Raw genomic sequence first — 19,071 nt, 5'->3', positions numbered from 1 at the left:
ACTTTCCCAGTTTATTTAAATCGCATTATTTACTTTTTTGATGCTGAGTTTTCGCAGCGTCAATAAAACTAGCAAATAATGGATGTCCATCACGTGGTGAACTTGTAAATTCCGGGTGGAATTGTACAGCAATAAACCAAGGATGTTCAGGAATTTCTACAGTTTCAACTAAATGTTGTGCTGAAGAATAACCAGAAATTTTCATACCAGCTTTTTCAATCGACTCGATGAAACGGTTATTCATTTCATAACGGTGACGATGACGTTCAGTGATCTCAGCTTTTCCGTAGACTTCACGTGTTTTTGTGCCTTCAACCAATTCTGATTTTTGTGCACCTAAACGCATTGTTCCGCCCAAATCAGATTCGAGACTACGTTGTTGTAATTCACCACGCTCATCCAACCATTCAGTGATTAAACCAATAAGTGGATATTTTGTAGAGCGGTTAAATTCTGTAGAAGAGGCTTCTGGCATACCTGCAACATGGCGAGCATATTCAATAACTGCCAATTGCATGCCTAAACAAATTCCTAAGAAAGGAATACGATTTTCACGAGCGTACTGAATAGCTTTCATTTTGCCTTCAGTACCACGTTCACCAAAACCACCCGGAACTAAAATTGCATCAGCTGTACTTAAAATAGATACATCTTGACTCTCAAGCTCTTCAGCATTGACGTAATCAATTTGTACTTTTACGCGATTCTTAATACCAGCATGTAATAATGCTTCATTTACAGACTTATAAGCATCTGGTAATTCAACATATTTACCTACCATAGCTACACGTAAAGTGTATTCAGGATTCAATAATGCTTCGACTACATTGTCCCAATCTTCTAGGTTTGCTTCTGGAAGATCATTAAATCCAAAACGTTCACAGATCAAGTCATCAACATTTTGCTCATAGAATGTACGTGGAATTTGATAAATTGTTTTCGCATCTTTACATACCACTACAGCACGCGCTTCGACGTTAGTGAACAATGCAATTTTGCGTTTAGTATCAACATCTACATCATATTCAGTACGGCAGATCAGAATATCTGGCTGAATACCAATTGAAAGTAACTCTTTTACAGAGTGCTGAGTTGGTTTAGTTTTCAACTCTGCTGCCGATTTAATATATGGCAACAAGGTTAAATGCATAAGCATGGTACGTTTATGACCAAGCTCAACCATTAACTGACGAACCGACTCCATGAACGGTAATGATTCGATATCACCTACGGTGCCACCAATTTCTACAATAGCAACATCATAGCCTTCGCCTGCGCGAAGAACACGTTCTTTAATATTATCGGTAATATGAGGAATAACCTGAACTGTACCACCCAAGTAATCACCACGACGCTCTTTATTTAAAACGTCTTGATATACGCGACCACTCGTAAAGTTGTTTAGCTTGGTCATTTTAGCGCGACGTAAGAAACGTTCGTAATAACCCAGATCGAGGTCGGTTTCTGCACCATCTTCGGTAACAAAAACTTCACCATGCTGGAATGGGCTCATTGTCCCTGGATCGACATTAATATAAGGATCCATTTTAACCATTGTGACTTTTAAGCCACGAGCTTCCAAAAGTGCAGCAACAGAAGCAGCAGAAATACCTTTACCTAGTGATGAAACCACACCACCAGTGACAAAAATAAAATGGGTCATTAAGTTTCTCATACAATCAAGCCGAAATCGGCCTACAATGTTTGGCAATTTTACTGTACTCTGCCCCTATAAAGCAAAGTCAAACCGCATCAATTCAAAGAACAATAAACAACTGGTTATTCTAGCAGCATTTTTAATAAAAAATTAGCTCAATCTCACATGATTTTTTCATTGCTATTTACTGTTATAATGCCAATTCCTCAATTAAATGTTGTTTAGGGCAATGGCAAATAAAAAACTTTTAATCTGTGCTGCAATTGCGGCTGGACTATTGTTAACCGCATGCGTTAAAAAAGAGACACCTAAAGAAGAAGAGCAAGACAAGGTTGAAACTGCTGTTTCAGAACCTCAACCAGCGAAGCCTGCAAAATTTGAGTCTTTAGAGAGTGTGGATACTCATCAAGAAGCTCAAGTTGAAGCACAACCACAAGTTGAAGTTCATCGTGAAGAAACAAACAACACTACAACTGAAATTCGCCGTGAAACTCGTCCTGCACATTCTGATGAATCTTCACAGACACAAGTTGCTGAACAACCTAAATCTGAGACACCAAAAGTAGAACCTAAACCAGAAAAGAAAACTGAGGCTAAAGCAGAACCTAAAGCTGAAAAAGCTCAGTCAAAACCAGCTAAGGCAACTGAATCTGCTAAGACAGAAGATGATGCAGTGGCTGCTGCAATTGCCGCTGCAACACCAGCGCTTAAGAACTAAGCGTGTGTCGGATAATGCCCAAATTAATTTTTTGATTTGGGCATTTATATAATATTCATAATAAAAATAAATTTAATTTCTTTGCTTTTATCTTCAAAACTTCTTTGTCTATCATTTCGGGACAATCTAGTTTCATCCATTCAAAAATCATTGACTCCAACTCTATCTACTTATACTTTTTATCAACAAGTTCCTTTTTGGAACTTTAATTAAAAGAAAATTGGAGCTTAAAATGAATACCGTATCAAATCGCGTGCCAGCCTCATTTCCAGTCCGTCGTATGGACTATAATTTTGAAAATGTACCTCGCTATTGGTGTAATAACGAACCCACTTTTACACATTACTTTACGGGTTTATCTACATTGTTCCCCGAGGGTGAATCATATTTTGTTCGTTCAGTTAGAGCATTACGCGCAAAAGCAAAGTCGAATGAACTTCTAGATCGTGAAATTAGTGCTTTTATTGGTCAAGAAGCAATGCATTCTAAAGAACATCATGCTTTTCATGTGAGTGCACAACAACATGGTTTAGATCCAGAATCTTTAGAAAAAGTAACAGGTATTGTTTTAAAAAGTATTGAAAAAGTTTTTAGTAAAAAATGGAACCTGCTTGTAACGGTAGGTCTTGAACACTACACCGCAGTACTTGTAGTTAGCATGATGCAGTCTATTAATGAACTGATGACGGACTCAACTATTCGTAACTTATGGTTATGGCACAGTATTGAAGAAACTGAGCATAAAACTGTAGCCTTTGATCTTTATGAACACTTGTATGGAAGTGGACTGAGCGCATATCTCCCACGTATCACTGTCTTTACTTTAAGTTTATTTCTAATTACAGGCCTTTCAACCACTTATCAATTCGTTCTTATGAAGCGGGATGGCCAACTTCTTAATTTTAAATCTTGGCGTAAGTTTCTTGGTTTTGCAGCAACACAATATAAAATTTTAACTCCGAAATTTTTTGACTATTATCGCTTTGATTTTCATCCCAACCAAACTGACGAAAAAGATCTGGTTGCCAGTACTAAAATCAAAATTGGTCTAAAAAATTCAAAATTACTTTTATCCTGATCCGATAAAACCATAAAGCCCATCTATTGAATGGGCTTTATTGAACCAATTACGGCAACGCAATCATTGTTTATGATCAACCATAAAATAATTCGATATTAATTTGGCTGCCCATGAAGTACTTTTCCAACCTTCGTAAAAACCACAATGACTGCCCTTTTTAGTGGTTATCACTGCAATATTACTCATTTGCTGAATAGTTTCTTTATAAGGCTCTAAATTTTTAATAGAACAGACTGGATCATCTTCAGCATTAAGAATCATTAATGGAATTTTGACATTTTCAAATACATAAATGGGATTAATCGCCTGACAATAACTTTGATAGTCCTGAAAACCGGCCATTTCGAAGTACTCTTTTTCAAATTCTTCTAAATTGGTAGTCGATAAAACTTTTTCTAAAGATGCAATTTTGCTCCACGTATTTTGATACGGATAAATAAAATACTTAAAGAGCTTTTTGGTCATCATTTTACTGTAAAAAGGATGAACATTTTTAAAACCAATTTCCGTGTTATAACCTGGACACATCGCAAAGGCAGCTTTAAAAGGCGTATCTTCACCTTGCTCACCCAAATAGCGAACAAGCAAGCCTGTACCTGCCGATGAACCTACCGCATATAAATCTGATGTGGGAAATAAGCTTTGAATATGGTCAAGCTGTTCTTTTAAATCACGAGTAGAACCAAAAAGAGAAATTTGTGGCACAGGCATTGGTAAACCTGCGTGACCACGGCGAAGACATAATGCAATTCGCCAGCCTGTATATTGATTTAAATCGCGTACCAACTCACGCATACTCTCAGGAGTACCTGTAATGGTATGCATGATTACAACCGTTGGTGTATCTGCTGGTAAATTATAGCCATACCAAGCAATTGCGGTAATACCGCCATCACTCATCGTAAGTTGATCAATCCGGTCATATTCCAATTTTATTGATTGTTTTCTAATAAGATCGAAATAGAGTAAATGAACATGATTATTCGTCAACCAAGGTGTAGGACGATATTTCTGCTTGAGTTGAGGGAGCTTCTCCAACACATCTTTTATTTGCCCTTGAGGATCATAATAAACTTTTGGATGCTCCGCCCCTAATACTAAATCGAACAACTCTGAACCGAAATCTTTAATTTTACTAAAAACAGATATGCCCATATCCAATGACTACCTATGACTATGAGTGAAATGATTGCCGCACTAAAGCTGCAATCTGCCTTCCCCAAATTTCGTAAACTTCCTTACTAGGATGAAAACCATCACTTGCCATTGTCAAATTCATGGCTTGAAAAGTTTCAATATCATATTGAAGAAATTTAAACTGGCTCTGTGGTGCTAACCATTGCTGTAATTTTTGATTCATTTGCTCTGCATATTGCCCAAATAACCAAGCCAATGGATTGGGTAAAGCTGGGAAATGTTGCATTGGAGGCACTCCAGAAACAATGATCAGTTTTGGTTGAAAACGTTTCTGAATATGCTCAAATAATTGTTTTTGTTGCTGTATCCATGATTTGGCAGAAGTCAACTTAGTAACATCATTTACACCAATAGATGTCACAATTACATCATACTTCCGCTCTTCTAAATGCTGTAAAGCATGAAAAACTTGTCGGGTCGTATCACCAGTTTTGGCATGAAGTTTCCACTGGAGGAAAAATTCATTTTGCAGTTCTTGAATAATAGCACCAGACAAAGCATCTTTTTGTGTTTGTACACCCACGCCAGCTGCTGCAGAATCTCCCAAAATAAGCAGAGATAAGGGCTTGCCTTGACCAATGCTACCTTCTCGTTCACCTTTAGGCTCTAATAAACGTGGAGTGTTCTTTCGGACTTTATTGCCTTGCACAAATAATACAGGCAATAAAAGCAATGTTGAAAGTTTTAACCACATTTAATATACCTCAAAAAACTTAGGCTATTTAATAAAAAACTATTGAGGTTTGAACTGAGTAATTCTTGCACCCATTTGTTCAGCCAATGCAGCTAAACCACTCATTGGACGAATCATTACTTCAAAGTCAATAATTTTACCGTGCTCATTAAAACGGATCATATCAATCCCTTTCAATGATTTGTCACCTACATTCGCACTAAACTCAAGCACTACATTTTCGCCATCTTCTGTGTAGAATTCTCTGTGATAGGTAAAGTTTTCAAATACCTGAATCACGTTAGTAAGAATAAAGAAAACAACTTGTCTTCCCTCATAAGGTTTATAAGCAACTGGTGAACGGAAAACAACTTCATCTGCGAGCAAATCATTTAAGTTCGATAAGTCGTTTGATTGAATCATGTGGTGCCATTTTTCTAATGACTGTTTCGTTGTTTCAAGTGTCATTTTTCTTTTCCTTCAAATTGGTTTTAGTAGTGAGCATTCTCTTAATTAAGACAATGCTCACTTAACTCATTAAAGAACCGCTGCTAGTTCAGCACCTTGACGAATAGCACGTTTAGCATCCAACTCACCAGCTTCTTTAGCGCCACCAATCAAATGAACATTCTTACCATCTGCTTTTAATTGGTCATACATTGCAGTAAATGATTCTTGGCCCGCACAAATTACGACATTATCAACTTCAAGCACTGTTGGTTTTCCATCAACCGTAATATGAAGTCCTTGATCATCGACTTTTTCGTAGTGTACGCCTGCTAACATTTTCACGTTTCTGTTCTTAAGACCTGTACGGTGAATCCAACCAGTTGTTTTACCTAGTCCCGCACCCACAGAAGAAGCTTTACGTTGTAACAAATAGATTTCTCGCTCAGAGGCCTCAACTTTCGGCTGCTTTAAACCACCAATATGCTCATAGTGAGTATCAATACCCCATTCTTCATAAAATTTTTCTGGATTTAAACTACCACTTTCACCTTCATGGGTTAGGTACTCAGCTGTATCAAAACCGATACCACCTGCCCCAATAATGGCAACACGCTGACCTACTGGTACACGCTCTTTAAGGACTTGTAAGTAGCTCAGTACTTTTGGATGATCAACACCTTCAAATTGTAATTGACGAGGTGTTACACCAGTTGCAACTACAATTTCATCGAAGCCCGATTGGCTCAACTCTTCATAAGTCGCTTTATGATTTAATACAAGTTCAATATTTGGACGTAGTTCAATTTGACGATTAAAATAACGTAATGTTTCGTAGAACTCTTCTTTACCCGGTACAGTTTTAGCGATATTAAACTGACCACCAATTTGATGGCTTGCTTCAAAAATTTTAACTTGGTGTCCACGATCTGCCGCATATACAGCAAAACTTAAACCTGCTGGTCCTGCACCAATAACAGCGATATTCTTGTGATTTTGCGCTTCTTTAAAAATCAGTTCAGTTTCATAGCATGCACGAGGGTTAACTAGACATGTTGCGATTTTCATAGAGAAAATGTGATCGAGACAGGCCTGATTACAACCAATACAGGTATTGATTTCATCACTACGACCTTCACTAGCTTTTAAAACGAACTCAGGATCTGCAAGCATTGGACGTGCCATTGAAACCATATCTGCATGACACGATGCTAATACATGCTCAGCCATTTCAGGTGTATTAATACGGTTTGAGGTAATTAATGGAACTGAAACTTCGCCTTTTAATTTTTCAGTGACCCAAGTAAATGCAGCTCTTGGAACTTTAGTGGCAATTGTTGGAATACGGGCTTCATGCCAGCCAATACCCGTATTAATAATGGTAGCGCCTGCTTTTTCAATCGCTTTAGCAAGCTGAATAACTTCTTCTAAAGTAGAGCCACCTTCAACCAAATCGAGCATTGATAAACGATAAATAATAATAAAGTTTTCACCGACTATTTCACGTGTGCGTTTTACGATCTCGATAGGAAAACGAATGCGGTTTTCATAGCTACCACCCCATTCATCATCACGATGGTTTGTTCTGGCTGCTATAAACTCATTAATTAAATAACCTTCAGAGCCCATAATTTCAACGCCATCATAACCGGCATATTGCGCAAGTTTCGCACAGTTTGCAAAGTCATCAATGGTTTGTTGAACCTCAGCAGAAGTCATTGCTTTAGGTTTAATTGGGTTAATTGGTGCTTGAATTGCCGAAGGTGCAACAATTTCAGGCTGATAAGAATATCGGCCCGTATGTAATATTTGTAATGCAATTTTTCCACCAGCAGCATGGACGGCTTCGGTAATGACTTTATGTTTTTCAGCTTCTTCTGTGCTATCTAACTTAGAAGCATGAGCAAAAGTTAAACCTGCCTGATTGGGTGCAATACCGCCAGTAACAATGAGTCCAACATCCCCTTTAGCACGCTCTGCATAAAAAGCTGCCATACGTTCGTAACCACCTGGCGCCTCTTCTAGACCAACGTGCATAGATCCCATCAATACGCGATTTTTTAATGTCGTAAAACCTAAATCTAATGGTTTTAATAAATGTGGATATAACGACATAACAACTCCTTGGCTTGCTAATCTGCTTGCTTAATGCAACTTGTTGCACAAATTTATAATCAAATTTTGACTTTTATGCAACATGTTGCATAATCTTATGAGTCACACTTTACTTTTGCTTACAAATGGATTGCCATGTCACTTCCCCATGTTTTACTAACCAGCTTACTAGAACGTCCAAGCACTGGCTTTGAACTCGCTCGCCGTTTTGACCGTTCTATGGGCTTTTTTTGGAATGCCACACATCAGCAAATTTATCGTGAACTCAATAACATGCTAAAAAAAGGCTGGGTTTCTACTTTAGAAAATGAGATGGATAGTGGCCGAAAAAAAACTTATCAGGTCGAACAACTTGGGCGTATAGAACTGGCTTCATGGATGACACAGCAAAGTGAACCTGCACAGCTTAGAGATGACTTAATGGTAAGATTGCGTGCAGAAGCACAATTGAGCAATAATCAAATATTGCCCGAACTATTGCGACATCTTGGTTTACACAAAGAAAAGCTTAAGCTTTATCAAAGTATTTATGATAAAGATTTTAAAGATAACGATGACTTGAATAATCGAGTGCTATATATCCACAAAATGATCTTGGAACTCGGTATTACCATGGAAACTGAATGGATCAAATGGTTAGAACAAGTCATTCCTCAATTAAAACTTTTTGCTCAAGATAACGTATCTGGAGAATAAACATGCCTTATTACACCATGCCCGATCAGGAAAGTTTATTTGTACGCCGTGTTGGTCGTGGTGAACCGGTATTAGTATTATCTGGATTAGGTATGCAGAGTTGGCAATGGCTACCTTTTATCTATGCAAATCGTAAAGAATACGAGTTTATTATTCCTGACTGGCGTGGTTTTGGCGGTTCAAAAAATTGTGCCATTCCCGATCAAGATGCTATATCAAGTCACTGGCAAGATGTTGCTCATTTAATTGAGCAATTAAAACTTGATAACTTTATTTTAATGGGCTACTCAATGGGCGCAACCACAGCAATGCATGGTATGAAGCATGCTCATCTAGCGCAGCAATTAAAAGCTTATTTACATATTGATCAAACTCCAAAAATATCAGTAGATTCAACATGGCAATATGGTTTATTTGGCCCGCTACATGTTCAATTTAAACAACTGCTCAATGATATTTATCAATTATTATCAAAACACAAAAATGCTAAATACCTTTATGAATTATCGCTTCCAGACCGTCAGGAACTTGTACGATTATGGGTAGATTTTATTGAATTGCAAAGCAACAATCCATTTAGTCCATTTGTTTTTAAAACGGCTTTAAAACAACCTTTTTTACAGAAGTATCTATTACCCATTCAACGTTTAGACTACTTATTTTGGTATGTCGAAAATTATCTTTTTCACAATGAAGATTATCGTGAGGCGCTTCAACAATTACAGTGCCCTACTACTTTCTTTATTGGTCGTAATTCGACACTTTACCCAGAAACTGGTCAAACACTTATTGCACACAGTGTTGAACATGCAAAAGCAATTTATTTCGAGCGCTCAGGTCACACGCCATTATTAACCGAACCGAAAAAGTTCGGTCATGAAATCACCACTTTTTTATCCGAACTAAAACATGCTTCTTAAAAAAAGGGATCTGCTAAACAGATCCCTTTTTTAAATCTATAAAATATTAAGCTGAATGAGCTAACTCATTTACCTTTAATTGTTCAGCAACGCTTAACAAAAGCTGCTCCGTTTTTTCCCAGCCTAAACAACCATCTGTCACTGACTGACCATAAGTCATTTCACATGAAATTTTCTGATTACCATCAACTAAATGACTTTCAATCATGACACCCTTTACTTGAGTTTTTAAGCGCTCAGCAACGATTTGCTGTAAAACCTCTGGTTGACGTAAAGGATCTTTACCACTGTTGCCATGACTACAATCAATGACTAAAGCAGGAAGATTCTGTTTATGCTTTTCTCGTATTGCCTGAATTGAAGCTAAGTCATAATTAGGACCATGATTTGCTCCACGCAAAATCAAGTGCGGCAATGGGTTTCCAGCACTCTGAATAACTGAAGGCAAACCTTGCTGATTCATTCCTAAAAATTGATGCTCATTCTGTGCCGACTGAATAGCATCTAAAGCAATTTGAATTGAACCATCTGTACCATTCTTGAAGCCAATGCTATATGACATGTGGCTTGAGATTTCACGGTGAATCTGAGACTCGCTGGTACGAGCACCAATTGCTCCCCAAGCCAACAAATCATCAAAATAACCAGTTGCCATTGGACTTAAAATTTCGCTCGCAATTGGCAAACCCTTTTCAATAATTTGTAAATAAAGCTCACGGGATTTTTCTAAACCTAATTGTAGATTAGATGATCCATCAAGATTTGGATCATACATATAACCCTTCCAACCCACAGTTGTACGCGGCTTTTCAATATAAGCACGCATTACAATGAATATTTGATCTTTTACTTTTTCTTGTAATTTTTGCAGTTTTTCTGCGTATTCAAGAACCGCAACTGGGTCATGAATTGAACATGGTCCTGTAATAACCATTAAGCGCTGATCTTTACCAGCAAGAATATTTTGAATAATTTGGCGGTGTTCTGCAATTTGACGTGCGAAGGTCTGCACAAGCGGATATTTAGCTTTTAACTGGACAGGTAAACTAACTGGTGTTTCTTTTGTATTACTTTGAGTTAGTAGAGTATTTAAAGCATTCATTGGTCTTTTCCTTTGGACTGAAACCTAATCAGTCCGATCATTTATTTAAGCGTTTTGGATCTATTCGTTGGCAAAGGTAGGCAAAAGTAAAACCAATAAAAGTTGCTAAAGTATGAATAAGTCATGTTGTTCATTTTGAGTTCCTCGATTTGAAAAAGATAAAGCATAAAAAAACCTGATCGGGGTTGCCGATCAGGTATTAACTGTGATGGGCAACTTTCGTGCCCGAATACGCTCAGGCAACTATCTAAATTGCCAGAAATAAAAGTAAGCGTTAGAATTCACAGATTGATTTAACATCTTTATCTCAAATATTAAAAAATGTTCCTTAAATCTAAAATACGCATTGTTGATGAGTTTGACAAGTGTTTTTTGCGAAAATATTTCTTACTTTTTCACTTAAAACTTAACTGACCACTTTCATAATTAACGAATTAATCCTTGCGGCTGTAAAACAATCAAACTTGCACCACAAAGCACAATAAAGCCGCCTAAAATATCCCATCTCGTTAAAGCAACCTGATCGACAAAACGCAGCCACATCAGCGCAGTAAAAATGTAAATCCCCCCATAGGCCGCATAAATTCGTCCAGAGGCAGCGGGATGTAATGTAAGCAACCAGACAAAGAAAGCCAAACTTAAGACTGTTGGTAACCATAACCAAGCAGACTTCCCCTCTTTTAAAATAAGATAAGGAAAGTAACACCCTAAAATCTCAGCGATGGCAGTAATAATAAATAACCCGAACACACTAAGTATTCGGGTTATAGAAAGACTATCAATTAACATAGATTAAGCAGGTTCTGCCGTATGGTGATCTTCAAAAACTTCAAGTTTAAGACCAACTGCTTTGCCATCTTCTTTCTTCACTGATACCGCCACATTACCGCCATGATCTGCAAGTTCACCAAACAGAATCATTTCAGCTAATGGTTTCTTCAAGTGTTCTTGAATGAGACGTTGCATTGGGCGAGCACCCATTAAACGATCATAACCATTGGTTGCTAACCAGTCACGCGCACTTTGATCTACATCTAGAACCACACGTTTTTCATCTAACTGTGCTTGTAATTCTGTTAAGAATTTATCAACTACAGATTCAATTACTGTGGTTGGTAAAGCTTTAAACTGAATAACACTGTCTAGACGGTTACGGAACTCTGGTGAGAATGCACGCTTCATTGCATCTTGGTTATCTAAGCTATGGTCTTGCTCTGTAAATCCAATGCTTGCACGTGAAATACTTTCTGCACCAATGTTTGTGGTCAATACAATAATGACATTTCTGAAGTCTGACTTACGACCATTATTGTCTGTCAACGCACCATGGTCCATGATTTGCAACAACAGATTAAACACATCAGGATGTGCTTTCTCAATTTCATCAAGCAACAAGACACAATGCGGATTTTTATGGATCGCATCTGTGAGCAAACCACCTTGGTCATAACCTACATAACCTGGAGGAGCACCAATTAAACGAGAAACAGCATGACGTTCCATATACTCAGACATATCGAAACGAACAAGCTCAACGCCTAGCAATTTCGCTAATTGTTTAGTAACTTCAGTTTTACCAACACCCGTTGGGCCAGCAAACACAAAGCTACCAACAGGTTTATCTGGCGATTTCAAACCAGCACGTGACAACTTGATTGCAGAAGCCAAAGCAGTGATTGCTTCGTCTTGACCAAAGACAACACGTTTTAGGTCACGCTCAAGATTTTCAAGTACTGATTTATCATCTTTAGACACAGTCTTAGGTGGAATACGCGCAATTTTAGAAACGATGTCTTCAATATTTTCTACAGTAATTAAGCTGTCTTCACTTTCTGCTTTTAAGCGGCGTTGTGCACCTGCTTCATCGATGACATCAATTGCTTTATCTGGCAAGAAACGATCATTAATAAATTTCGCAGAAAGCTCAACCGCAGAAACCAAAGCTTTGTCGTCATACTGTACGTGGTGGAAATCTTCAAACTTGGTTTTCAAGCCACGTAAAATATCGATAGTTTCAGAAATGCTTGGTTCATTTACGTCAATTTTTTGGAAACGACGAGATAACGCATGATCCTTTTCAAATACCTGACGATATTCTTGGAAAGTCGTTGAACCAATGCAACGTAAAGTACCATTTGCCAAAGCTGGTTTAATGAGATTCGATGCATCCATAGTGCTGCCCATACTTGAGCCAGCGCCAATAATCATATGAATTTCATCAATGAATAAAATCGCGTTTGGATTTTTCTTCAAAGCATTCAGCAATTGTTTTAAACGTTTTTCAAAATCACCACGGTATTTTGTACCTGCTACCAATGCGCCAATGTCGAGACTATAGACTTCTGCATTGCTCAATGGTTTTGGTGCTTTACCATTTACGATGAGCCAAGCAAGGCCTTCTGCAATGGAAGTTTTACCTACACCTGGATCACCCACTAGCAATGGGTTGTTTTTACGACGGCGGCAAAGAATTTGCGCTGTACGCTCAATTTCTTTTTCACGGCCAATAAGTGGGTCTGTTTTTCCTTTTTGCGCTTCAACATTTAAATTGAGCGTATAAAGTTCCAATGGCCCTGCATTGCCTGAATTGCTTTCACCCTCAATGTCTTCAACTTCTTCTTCAACTTGAACTTCGTCTTTACGCGTCCCATGAGACAAGTATTGAGTCAAAGTCAAACGATTAATTTGATGACGTTTAAGTAAATAAACAGCAAAAGAATCACGCTCTGAGTACATTGCGACCAAAACATCCGCACCTTCAACAGTACGATCACCACCACTCGATTGAACGTGGAAAATTGCACGTTGCAAAATGCGGTCGAAACTTTCAGTTGGATGTGGAGCTTGCTCGCTATTTTCGCCAAGCTTAGGAGTATGTTGTTCTACATATTCTTCTAATTCTTTACGTAAAGAAACAATATCAGCTCCGCATGCTTTTAATGCATTCACAGCCGAATCGTTATCGAGTAAGGCTAATAGTAAGTGTTCAACTGTAAGAAACTCATGTCTCTTTTGACGAGCCATGCTAACAGCCAAACGTAATGATACTTCTAATTGACGACTGAGCATGTGACCCCCTTATGCTTTAGGCTCAATCTGGCAAAGTAATGGATGACCTTGCGATCGAGCGTAATTATTAACAAGGTTTGCCTTGGTTTCCGCGATGTCTCTTGGATATACCCCGGCAGTACCTTTACCTTCATAGTGTACTGTTAGCATTACTTGAGTTGCTTGGTCAAGATTCATTGCAAAGTATTGTTGTAAAATTTCAATTACAAAGTCCATTGGTGTGTAATCGTCGTTCAATAATACTACTGCATATAAGGGCGGACGCTTGAGTTCGGGAGGTGCTGTTTGAACAACAACCTCTCCATCATGATCTTCGTTTTGCGAATCACTTAAGCGTGGATTGAAGTGCCAATCGACATAGCCAGACTGCTGAAAAGAAGCCTTAATATCTTTTAAATTTGTTTGACGCTTATTTGTTCGCATATGATGTTACTATTGTGAATTTGCTTCAGCTTGGGGAATTTCTGCAACAAAAGCAGAAGGTGTTTCGACAGGTGCACCACGCTGCCAACTAAAACGCTTAATCACAGGTGTATCAGAACCACCCGTTAAACGCACTTCAATAAACTGAGGTGTGAAACCCTTAGGCATGGTCCAACGGCCTGTTAAACGCTCAAAATCAGTGAAGTTAAAGTTCTTATCTTCAAGCGGTACAACCAAAACTTCTGTATCTTTAATCAGTCTAATCTCTACTGAGCCAGAAGCACGGCGTTTACTTGGACTCACTTGTACCAGATCAAGCTGATATTCATAAGCATTTTCTGGTAATGGCTTAATTGCCAAATTTTGAATCGTTAAGCTTAAACCACCGCGTTGTCTTAAAATTTCTCGGTAGATATTACTCATACCTTCTTGTTGTGTTTTATCAGCATTTGCTTGATTCAGTGCTGTAAACAGATCATTCGCATTTGTAACAGCAACATCACGCTCTTGTACAGCAGCGTTCAGGCTTTTATTGACTGCATCTAACGCTGTTTTTTGCTTTTGCACTACTTCAACCAATTGCTCTGCATCTGCATCGTAACCTACAACAGTTAAACCTTGACGGTGTCCAATTGTATAGCCGAGCGCAAAACAACCACTTACTAAAATAGCGGCACCAATAAACAAAGGTTTATTAGTGTTTAAAAATTTTTTCTTTTGCAACGAACTTTCTACAGAAGTCGTCTGTTCCGAGTTTTGCATCGTCATCTCAGTGTTTAAGATCAGAGTCAAGACACACATTTAAATCGAAATTTAAATGTGTGTGAAGCAAAAAAGAGTTTTTTATGGTAATAAACCAATCCCTTGTAAGCCTTCGTCTTCATTAAAACCAAACATAAGGTTCATATTTTGTACAGCTTGACCAGATGCACCTTTTACAAGGTTATCTTGCGCCGCCAAAATAATGAGTTTATTTGGTTGTGGTTTATACAAAGCAATACGTAACTCGTTTGCTCCACGTACACTACGTGTTTCAGGTGAGCTATTTGCAGGCATAACATCTACAAATTTTTCATTTGCATAGAAGTTTTCATACAAAGCTTGTAAGTCTGTTTGCTTACCTGTCTCTGTCAAGTCCACATAAATTGTACTCAACATACCGCGAATCATTGGCACCAAATGCGGTACAAATAAGAGCCCTTCAAAGCCACCTTTCTGTCCCGCAATATTTTCTAGTGCTTCAACAATCTCTGGATGGTGGCGGTGACCTGCAACACCATAGGCTTTAAAGTTATCGGCATTTTCACTGTAAATCATGCCTAAGCTTGCTTTACGGCCAGCACCTGAAACCCCTGATTTTGCATCAATAATAATATTCTTGGTTTCAATCAATGCTTGTGCAGATTTTAAAAGTGGAGCCAAACCTAATTGAACAGTTGTTGGATAACAACCTGGATTACCAATGACTTGAGCTTGCTTAATTTTTTCACGATTTAACTCAGTTAAACCATAAACAGAATCTTTTAGTACATCTGGGCACGCATGTTCCATGCCATACCATTTTTCAAACTGTTCAAGATTTTGCAGGCGAAAGTCCGCTGCCAAATCAATAACTTTGGTCCCTGCTTCGATCAAATCTTTTGCATGTTGCATCGCAACACCATGTGGGGTTGCAAAGAATACAACATCACATTCTTTTAATGCATCAATATTTAAATCTGAAAATTGAAGATCTGTATGCCCACGTAAGTTTGGGAACATATCAGCAACTGGTTTGCCTGCTTCTGTACGTGAAGTCAGAACTCGAACCTGCGCTTTTGGATGTCGTAATAAAATACGTAATAGTTCAACGCCTGTATAACCAGTTCCACCAACAATTCCGACAGAAATCACGTGCATTACCTCAAATATTGAATCTATACTTGCGGTAGTATGACAGGATGTCCAGGCTTACAAAACCATTTCATGCTTGGTAATTTTAATTTTTTTATTTTTTAGCGTTAATTACATAGCACTTGCTGGTCTGTCAGAACCAAACAAATATCAGTAAATAAATACCAGATTCATTTTTGGAGAGCTAGGATGCTTGATCAATCAAAACAAACAAAGTTGCGCACTTATCTCGGCCTTAGTACTTTAATTTTAAGCGCAGCCCTTGTGGGATGTGGTGGTGGCAGTAGTAGCGGTTCATCTAATACAACGACACCTACTGTGCCAACTCCTGAAGTTACGACAGATTTCACACTTAAAACCCCTGTCGAAATGCGTAATGTTCAACTTAAAGTCTATGACAATACCGACAATAGTATTTTGATTGATACCCAAGTTGCGAGTTTAACAAGTTATAATATTAAACTTCCAAGTACTAAATTGAACCGTCTTTATCGAGTCGAAGTCATAACTCAGGCTTCATCTCAAGTATTTGACCCGATTAATTCTAAATATCAAAATATTTCTGGCGTCTATCATGCTTTTATTACCCCAAGTGCAATAAGTAATAAAACTCAACTGATTAGTCCAAGTTCAGAAGCAATTTATCAGCGTGCTGTAATCCGATCAGGACAACTTCCACAAGAAACGATAGATCCGACCCGTATTGAGCAATTACATGTTGACTTAGCTTCTCAAGATGTTTTCAGGTCTCTTCTTAATGCTTTTAAAGATACGAATCTTCCAAGTTTAAGTCCTATAAATACGCTTACAATTTTAAATGTATTGAAATACTCAACCACAAAGCCAAGTACTTATGTGGACAGCTATCTTAGCTTTGGATATTTACAATATTGGAATACGATCCATGGTAATCCGAATTCTTACCAAGAACTCACAAATAGTCTTGCAACCGATTTAAAAGATGGATATTTGGATGGCAAAAAACTTATTGGTGATAATACAACCATAACAACTATTTTTAACCCCTCACCAGATAATATTGACCCAGCAAAAAATACGCTTTTGGACATTGCAGCCAATCAAAAAGTAACTCGTGATTATTTTGAAATCAATCTAAAAGCGGCCACATTACAACTAGCAAATTTGAAAGATCAACTTCTTCTAGACCCAGTAGGTTACGACCTTTTAAAAAATAAACAATACGCAGGTATAGTTCCTATTGGCAATACGACTGATTTTTTCCGTATAGATGGTACGGGTGATTATCGACGTGCTGTTGGTTTTAGTGGTATTACGGCGACTTGTAATGGTTCGGCTTATCCATGTAAACAAGGTTTGACCAGCATCAATATAGCTGACCCTAAACTACCTGCCACAGACTATTTAGTCGGTCACTATGAAAACAGCGCATCAGGCTGCCAACTTAATTTCCGTGCAAATGGACAAATTGAGTTAATTCAAGGTTCTCAGATTTATCGTTCTGCATTGAGTGCGGATAGTACAGACAACTTACTGCAAACAGATGCTGCAAGTTATAGTTACTTACTTAACTCAAGCTCATCTGAACCAAACAACTCAACGCAGCAATATAATTTTATACAGTTACATATTAAAGCCAATAAAATTGTCAGTGCCCAAGCTGGCCTTGATAGCCGCAAAGCCCCAGATGTATTACAAACAAAACAATTGGAATGTAGCTTTAGCTAAGCTGTTATATACCACCACGCAGGCAATGGATTGGCTTTTAATTGTCTGCGGTTCTGCATATAGTTGGGGTCGAACTTTGCAACTTCGGCCCAAAATGCAGGGCTATGATCGAAGTGTTTGGTGTGTGCTAACTCATGAATGCAAACATAACGGGTAATTTGGGCTGGCATAAGAACCAAGCCTGCATGCAACATAATATTATGCTGACTACTACAACTTCCCCAACGTGTTTTAGGACGTCGAATTGTACATTCTGAATACGTTAAACGCGTTTTTTGACTAAGTTCTGATAAAAGAAGTGGCAACTCTTGTTTGGCATAAGCAATCACGGCATTTTGTAAAGCTTGGTAAGGCTGTTGGTCTTTAATAAATAAATAATTATTTTCCCAATCAAACTGAAAAATGCGATGTTGCTTTTGCACCACAATTTGAAAAGGCTGTTCTCTATTGAAAAAGGAAATTTCTGAAGGAATCTCAACGGATGCTGATTGAACGTGCTGCTGTTTACTCCACGTCTCGATCAACCATTGTTCAGACTGCGCCAAAAACAGCTGAATCTGTTTCTTGCTACAAAATAGCGGGACAGTCAGTCGTATAGAGGCAGGCTCAACACGTAAGCGCAATTTTCTTGCCCTTACGTGACGAACAATTTTAATTTCTGGCATTTCCACAGACATTACTGTGCAGTATGCTCTTCAATACCATTATTTGTCGCAACAATTGCAATTGTTGCAGGGTTTAACGCAAAAATACCGTTAGTCACAACACCCGGAATGTTGTTGATGGTCTTTTCCAAATCAATTGCGTTTAAGATATTCAAATTAAATACATCTAAAATAACGTTTCCATTATCTGTCACCACACCTTCGCGGTAAACTGGATCACCACCTAAGCTGACCAATTTACGAGCTACAGCAGAGCGCGCCATTGGAATTACTTCTACTGGTAATGGGAAATCACGACCAAGTTGATCAACCCATTTCGAATCATCAACAATACATACAAATTTTTTAGCAATTGAAGCTACAATTTTTTCACGAGTTAATGCTGCGCCGCCGCCTTTGATCATATGCATATGGCGATCAATTTCATCTGCACCATCCACATAGGCATCTAAACCACCTACATGGTTCATATCAACCACTTCGATACCTAATTTTTTAAGACGGTCTGCTGTTGCTTGCGAACTTGCTACTGCTGCTTCTAACTGTAATTCAGGCAACAAATCAATTAGAAAATTTACAGTACTTCCAGTTCCTACCCCTAAAATGCCACCTTTGGGTAAGTGTTTTAAAGCAGCTTTCGCAGCAGCTTGTTTCTTTTCATCTTGGGTTGCATATAGGCTCATTACATCACTCAACTATTTTTTGACA

The 19,071-nt window shown here is 38.2% G+C and carries 18 protein-coding genes; 5 read left to right on the top strand and 13 right to left on the bottom strand.

Features of this window, described 5'->3' with window-relative positions; genetic code table 11:
* Nucleotides 1-25: 25 nt before the first annotated feature.
* Nucleotides 26-1,663, bottom strand: coding sequence for a CTP synthase (locus ABFY81_RS00650; protein WP_004701331.1), 1,638 nt, complete (start codon nt 1,661-1,663; stop codon nt 26-28).
* 223 nt (nt 1,664-1,886) lie between these two features.
* On the opposite strand from ABFY81_RS00650, the gene ABFY81_RS00645 reads away from it, so the two are divergent.
* Complete coding sequence (locus ABFY81_RS00645; protein WP_004701329.1) at nt 1,887-2,375, top strand: hypothetical protein; 489 nt, start codon at nt 1,887-1,889, stop codon at nt 2,373-2,375.
* A 232-nt stretch (nt 2,376-2,607) separates the two neighbouring features.
* Nucleotides 2,608-3,453, top strand: a complete 846-nt coding sequence (locus tag ABFY81_RS00640) for a metal-dependent hydrolase (protein ID WP_347912772.1) — start codon at nt 2,608-2,610, stop codon at nt 3,451-3,453.
* Nucleotides 3,454-3,516: 63 nt separating this feature from the next.
* On the opposite strand, the gene ABFY81_RS00635 is transcribed toward ABFY81_RS00640, so the two are convergent.
* The 4 genes from ABFY81_RS00635 to ABFY81_RS00620 form a co-directional block, all read right to left on the bottom strand.
* A complete protein-coding gene (locus tag ABFY81_RS00635) occupies nt 3,517-4,611 on the bottom strand; it encodes an alpha/beta hydrolase (protein ID WP_347912771.1) in 1,095 nt (364 codons plus the stop codon).
* Nucleotides 4,612-4,630: 19 nt separating this feature from the next.
* Nucleotides 4,631-5,347: an SGNH/GDSL hydrolase family protein gene (locus tag ABFY81_RS00630; protein ID WP_308964817.1), complete on the bottom strand. Its 717-nt coding sequence runs from the start codon at nt 5,345-5,347 to the stop codon at nt 4,631-4,633.
* Between the two features lie 39 nt (nt 5,348-5,386).
* Entirely contained in the window at nt 5,387-5,794 is a 408-nt protein-coding gene (locus ABFY81_RS00625; RefSeq protein ID WP_019458784.1) for a nuclear transport factor 2 family protein, read from the bottom strand.
* A 69-nt stretch (nt 5,795-5,863) separates the two neighbouring features.
* A complete protein-coding gene (locus tag ABFY81_RS00620; protein ID WP_347912770.1) occupies nt 5,864-7,888 on the bottom strand; it encodes an NADPH-dependent 2,4-dienoyl-CoA reductase in 2,025 nt (674 codons plus the stop codon).
* Nucleotides 7,889-8,023: 135 nt separating this feature from the next.
* Between ABFY81_RS00620 and ABFY81_RS00615 the strand changes: the two genes are divergently transcribed.
* A complete protein-coding gene (locus tag ABFY81_RS00615; protein ID WP_004701316.1) occupies nt 8,024-8,584 on the top strand; it encodes a PadR family transcriptional regulator in 561 nt (186 codons plus the stop codon).
* A 2-nt stretch (nt 8,585-8,586) separates the two neighbouring features.
* Nucleotides 8,587-9,504, top strand: a complete 918-nt coding sequence (locus tag ABFY81_RS00610; RefSeq protein WP_347912769.1) for an alpha/beta hydrolase — start codon at nt 8,587-8,589, stop codon at nt 9,502-9,504.
* A 46-nt stretch (nt 9,505-9,550) separates the two neighbouring features.
* On the opposite strand, the gene ABFY81_RS00605 is transcribed toward ABFY81_RS00610, so the two are convergent.
* The 6 genes from ABFY81_RS00605 to argC all read right to left on the bottom strand — a co-directional run bounded on the left by ABFY81_RS00605 (nt 9,551) and on the right by argC (nt 15,997).
* Complete coding sequence (locus tag ABFY81_RS00605) at nt 9,551-10,606, bottom strand: 3-deoxy-7-phosphoheptulonate synthase (RefSeq protein ID WP_347912768.1); 1,056 nt, start codon at nt 10,604-10,606, stop codon at nt 9,551-9,553.
* Between the two features lie 426 nt (nt 10,607-11,032).
* Complete coding sequence (locus tag ABFY81_RS00600; protein ID WP_347912767.1) at nt 11,033-11,395, bottom strand: YnfA family protein; 363 nt, start codon at nt 11,393-11,395, stop codon at nt 11,033-11,035.
* A gap of 3 nt (nt 11,396-11,398) precedes the next feature.
* Nucleotides 11,399-13,675, bottom strand: coding sequence for an ATP-dependent Clp protease ATP-binding subunit ClpA (clpA, locus tag ABFY81_RS00595; protein WP_004701310.1), 2,277 nt, complete (start codon nt 13,673-13,675; stop codon nt 11,399-11,401).
* Between the two features lie 9 nt (nt 13,676-13,684).
* Nucleotides 13,685-14,098 (bottom strand): ATP-dependent Clp protease adapter ClpS, encoded by a 414-nt coding sequence (gene clpS, locus ABFY81_RS00590; protein ID WP_001260033.1) that lies wholly within the window; start codon nt 14,096-14,098, stop codon nt 13,685-13,687.
* 9 nt (nt 14,099-14,107) lie between these two features.
* Nucleotides 14,108-14,866, bottom strand: coding sequence for a DUF6776 family protein (locus ABFY81_RS00585; RefSeq protein ID WP_077163309.1), 759 nt, complete (start codon nt 14,864-14,866; stop codon nt 14,108-14,110).
* A 75-nt stretch (nt 14,867-14,941) separates the two neighbouring features.
* Nucleotides 14,942-15,997: an N-acetyl-gamma-glutamyl-phosphate reductase gene (gene argC / locus ABFY81_RS00580; RefSeq protein ID WP_212511273.1), complete on the bottom strand. Its 1,056-nt coding sequence runs from the start codon at nt 15,995-15,997 to the stop codon at nt 14,942-14,944.
* 183 nt (nt 15,998-16,180) lie between these two features.
* Here argC and ABFY81_RS00575 point away from each other — a divergent pair, with 183 nt between their 5' ends.
* On the top strand, nt 16,181-17,698 hold the full coding sequence (locus ABFY81_RS00575; RefSeq protein WP_347912766.1) for a hypothetical protein: 1,518 nt from the start codon (nt 16,181-16,183) through the stop codon (nt 17,696-17,698).
* Here the strand turns inward: ABFY81_RS00575 and ABFY81_RS00570 are convergent.
* Together ABFY81_RS00570 and rpiA are read right to left on the bottom strand one after the other, a co-directional pair.
* Nucleotides 17,695-18,375, bottom strand: a complete 681-nt coding sequence (locus tag ABFY81_RS00570) for a SprT family zinc-dependent metalloprotease (RefSeq protein ID WP_347912765.1) — start codon at nt 18,373-18,375, stop codon at nt 17,695-17,697. The two genes, ABFY81_RS00575 and ABFY81_RS00570, sit on opposite strands and share 4 nt — an antisense overlap.
* On the bottom strand, nt 18,375-19,046 hold the full coding sequence (gene rpiA, locus ABFY81_RS00565) for a ribose-5-phosphate isomerase RpiA (protein ID WP_347912764.1): 672 nt from the start codon (nt 19,044-19,046) through the stop codon (nt 18,375-18,377). The genes ABFY81_RS00570 and rpiA overlap by 1 nt, the downstream gene beginning before the upstream one ends.
* Nucleotides 19,047-19,071: the final 25 nt, after the last annotated feature.

It is taken from the genome of Acinetobacter sp. WA-87 (assembly GCF_039938935.1).
Classification (GTDB): domain Bacteria; phylum Pseudomonadota; class Gammaproteobacteria; order Pseudomonadales; family Moraxellaceae; genus Acinetobacter; species Acinetobacter seifertii.
Note: the sequence above shows the minus strand (reverse complement) of the source record. Positions and strands in the feature narration are given on the sequence as shown.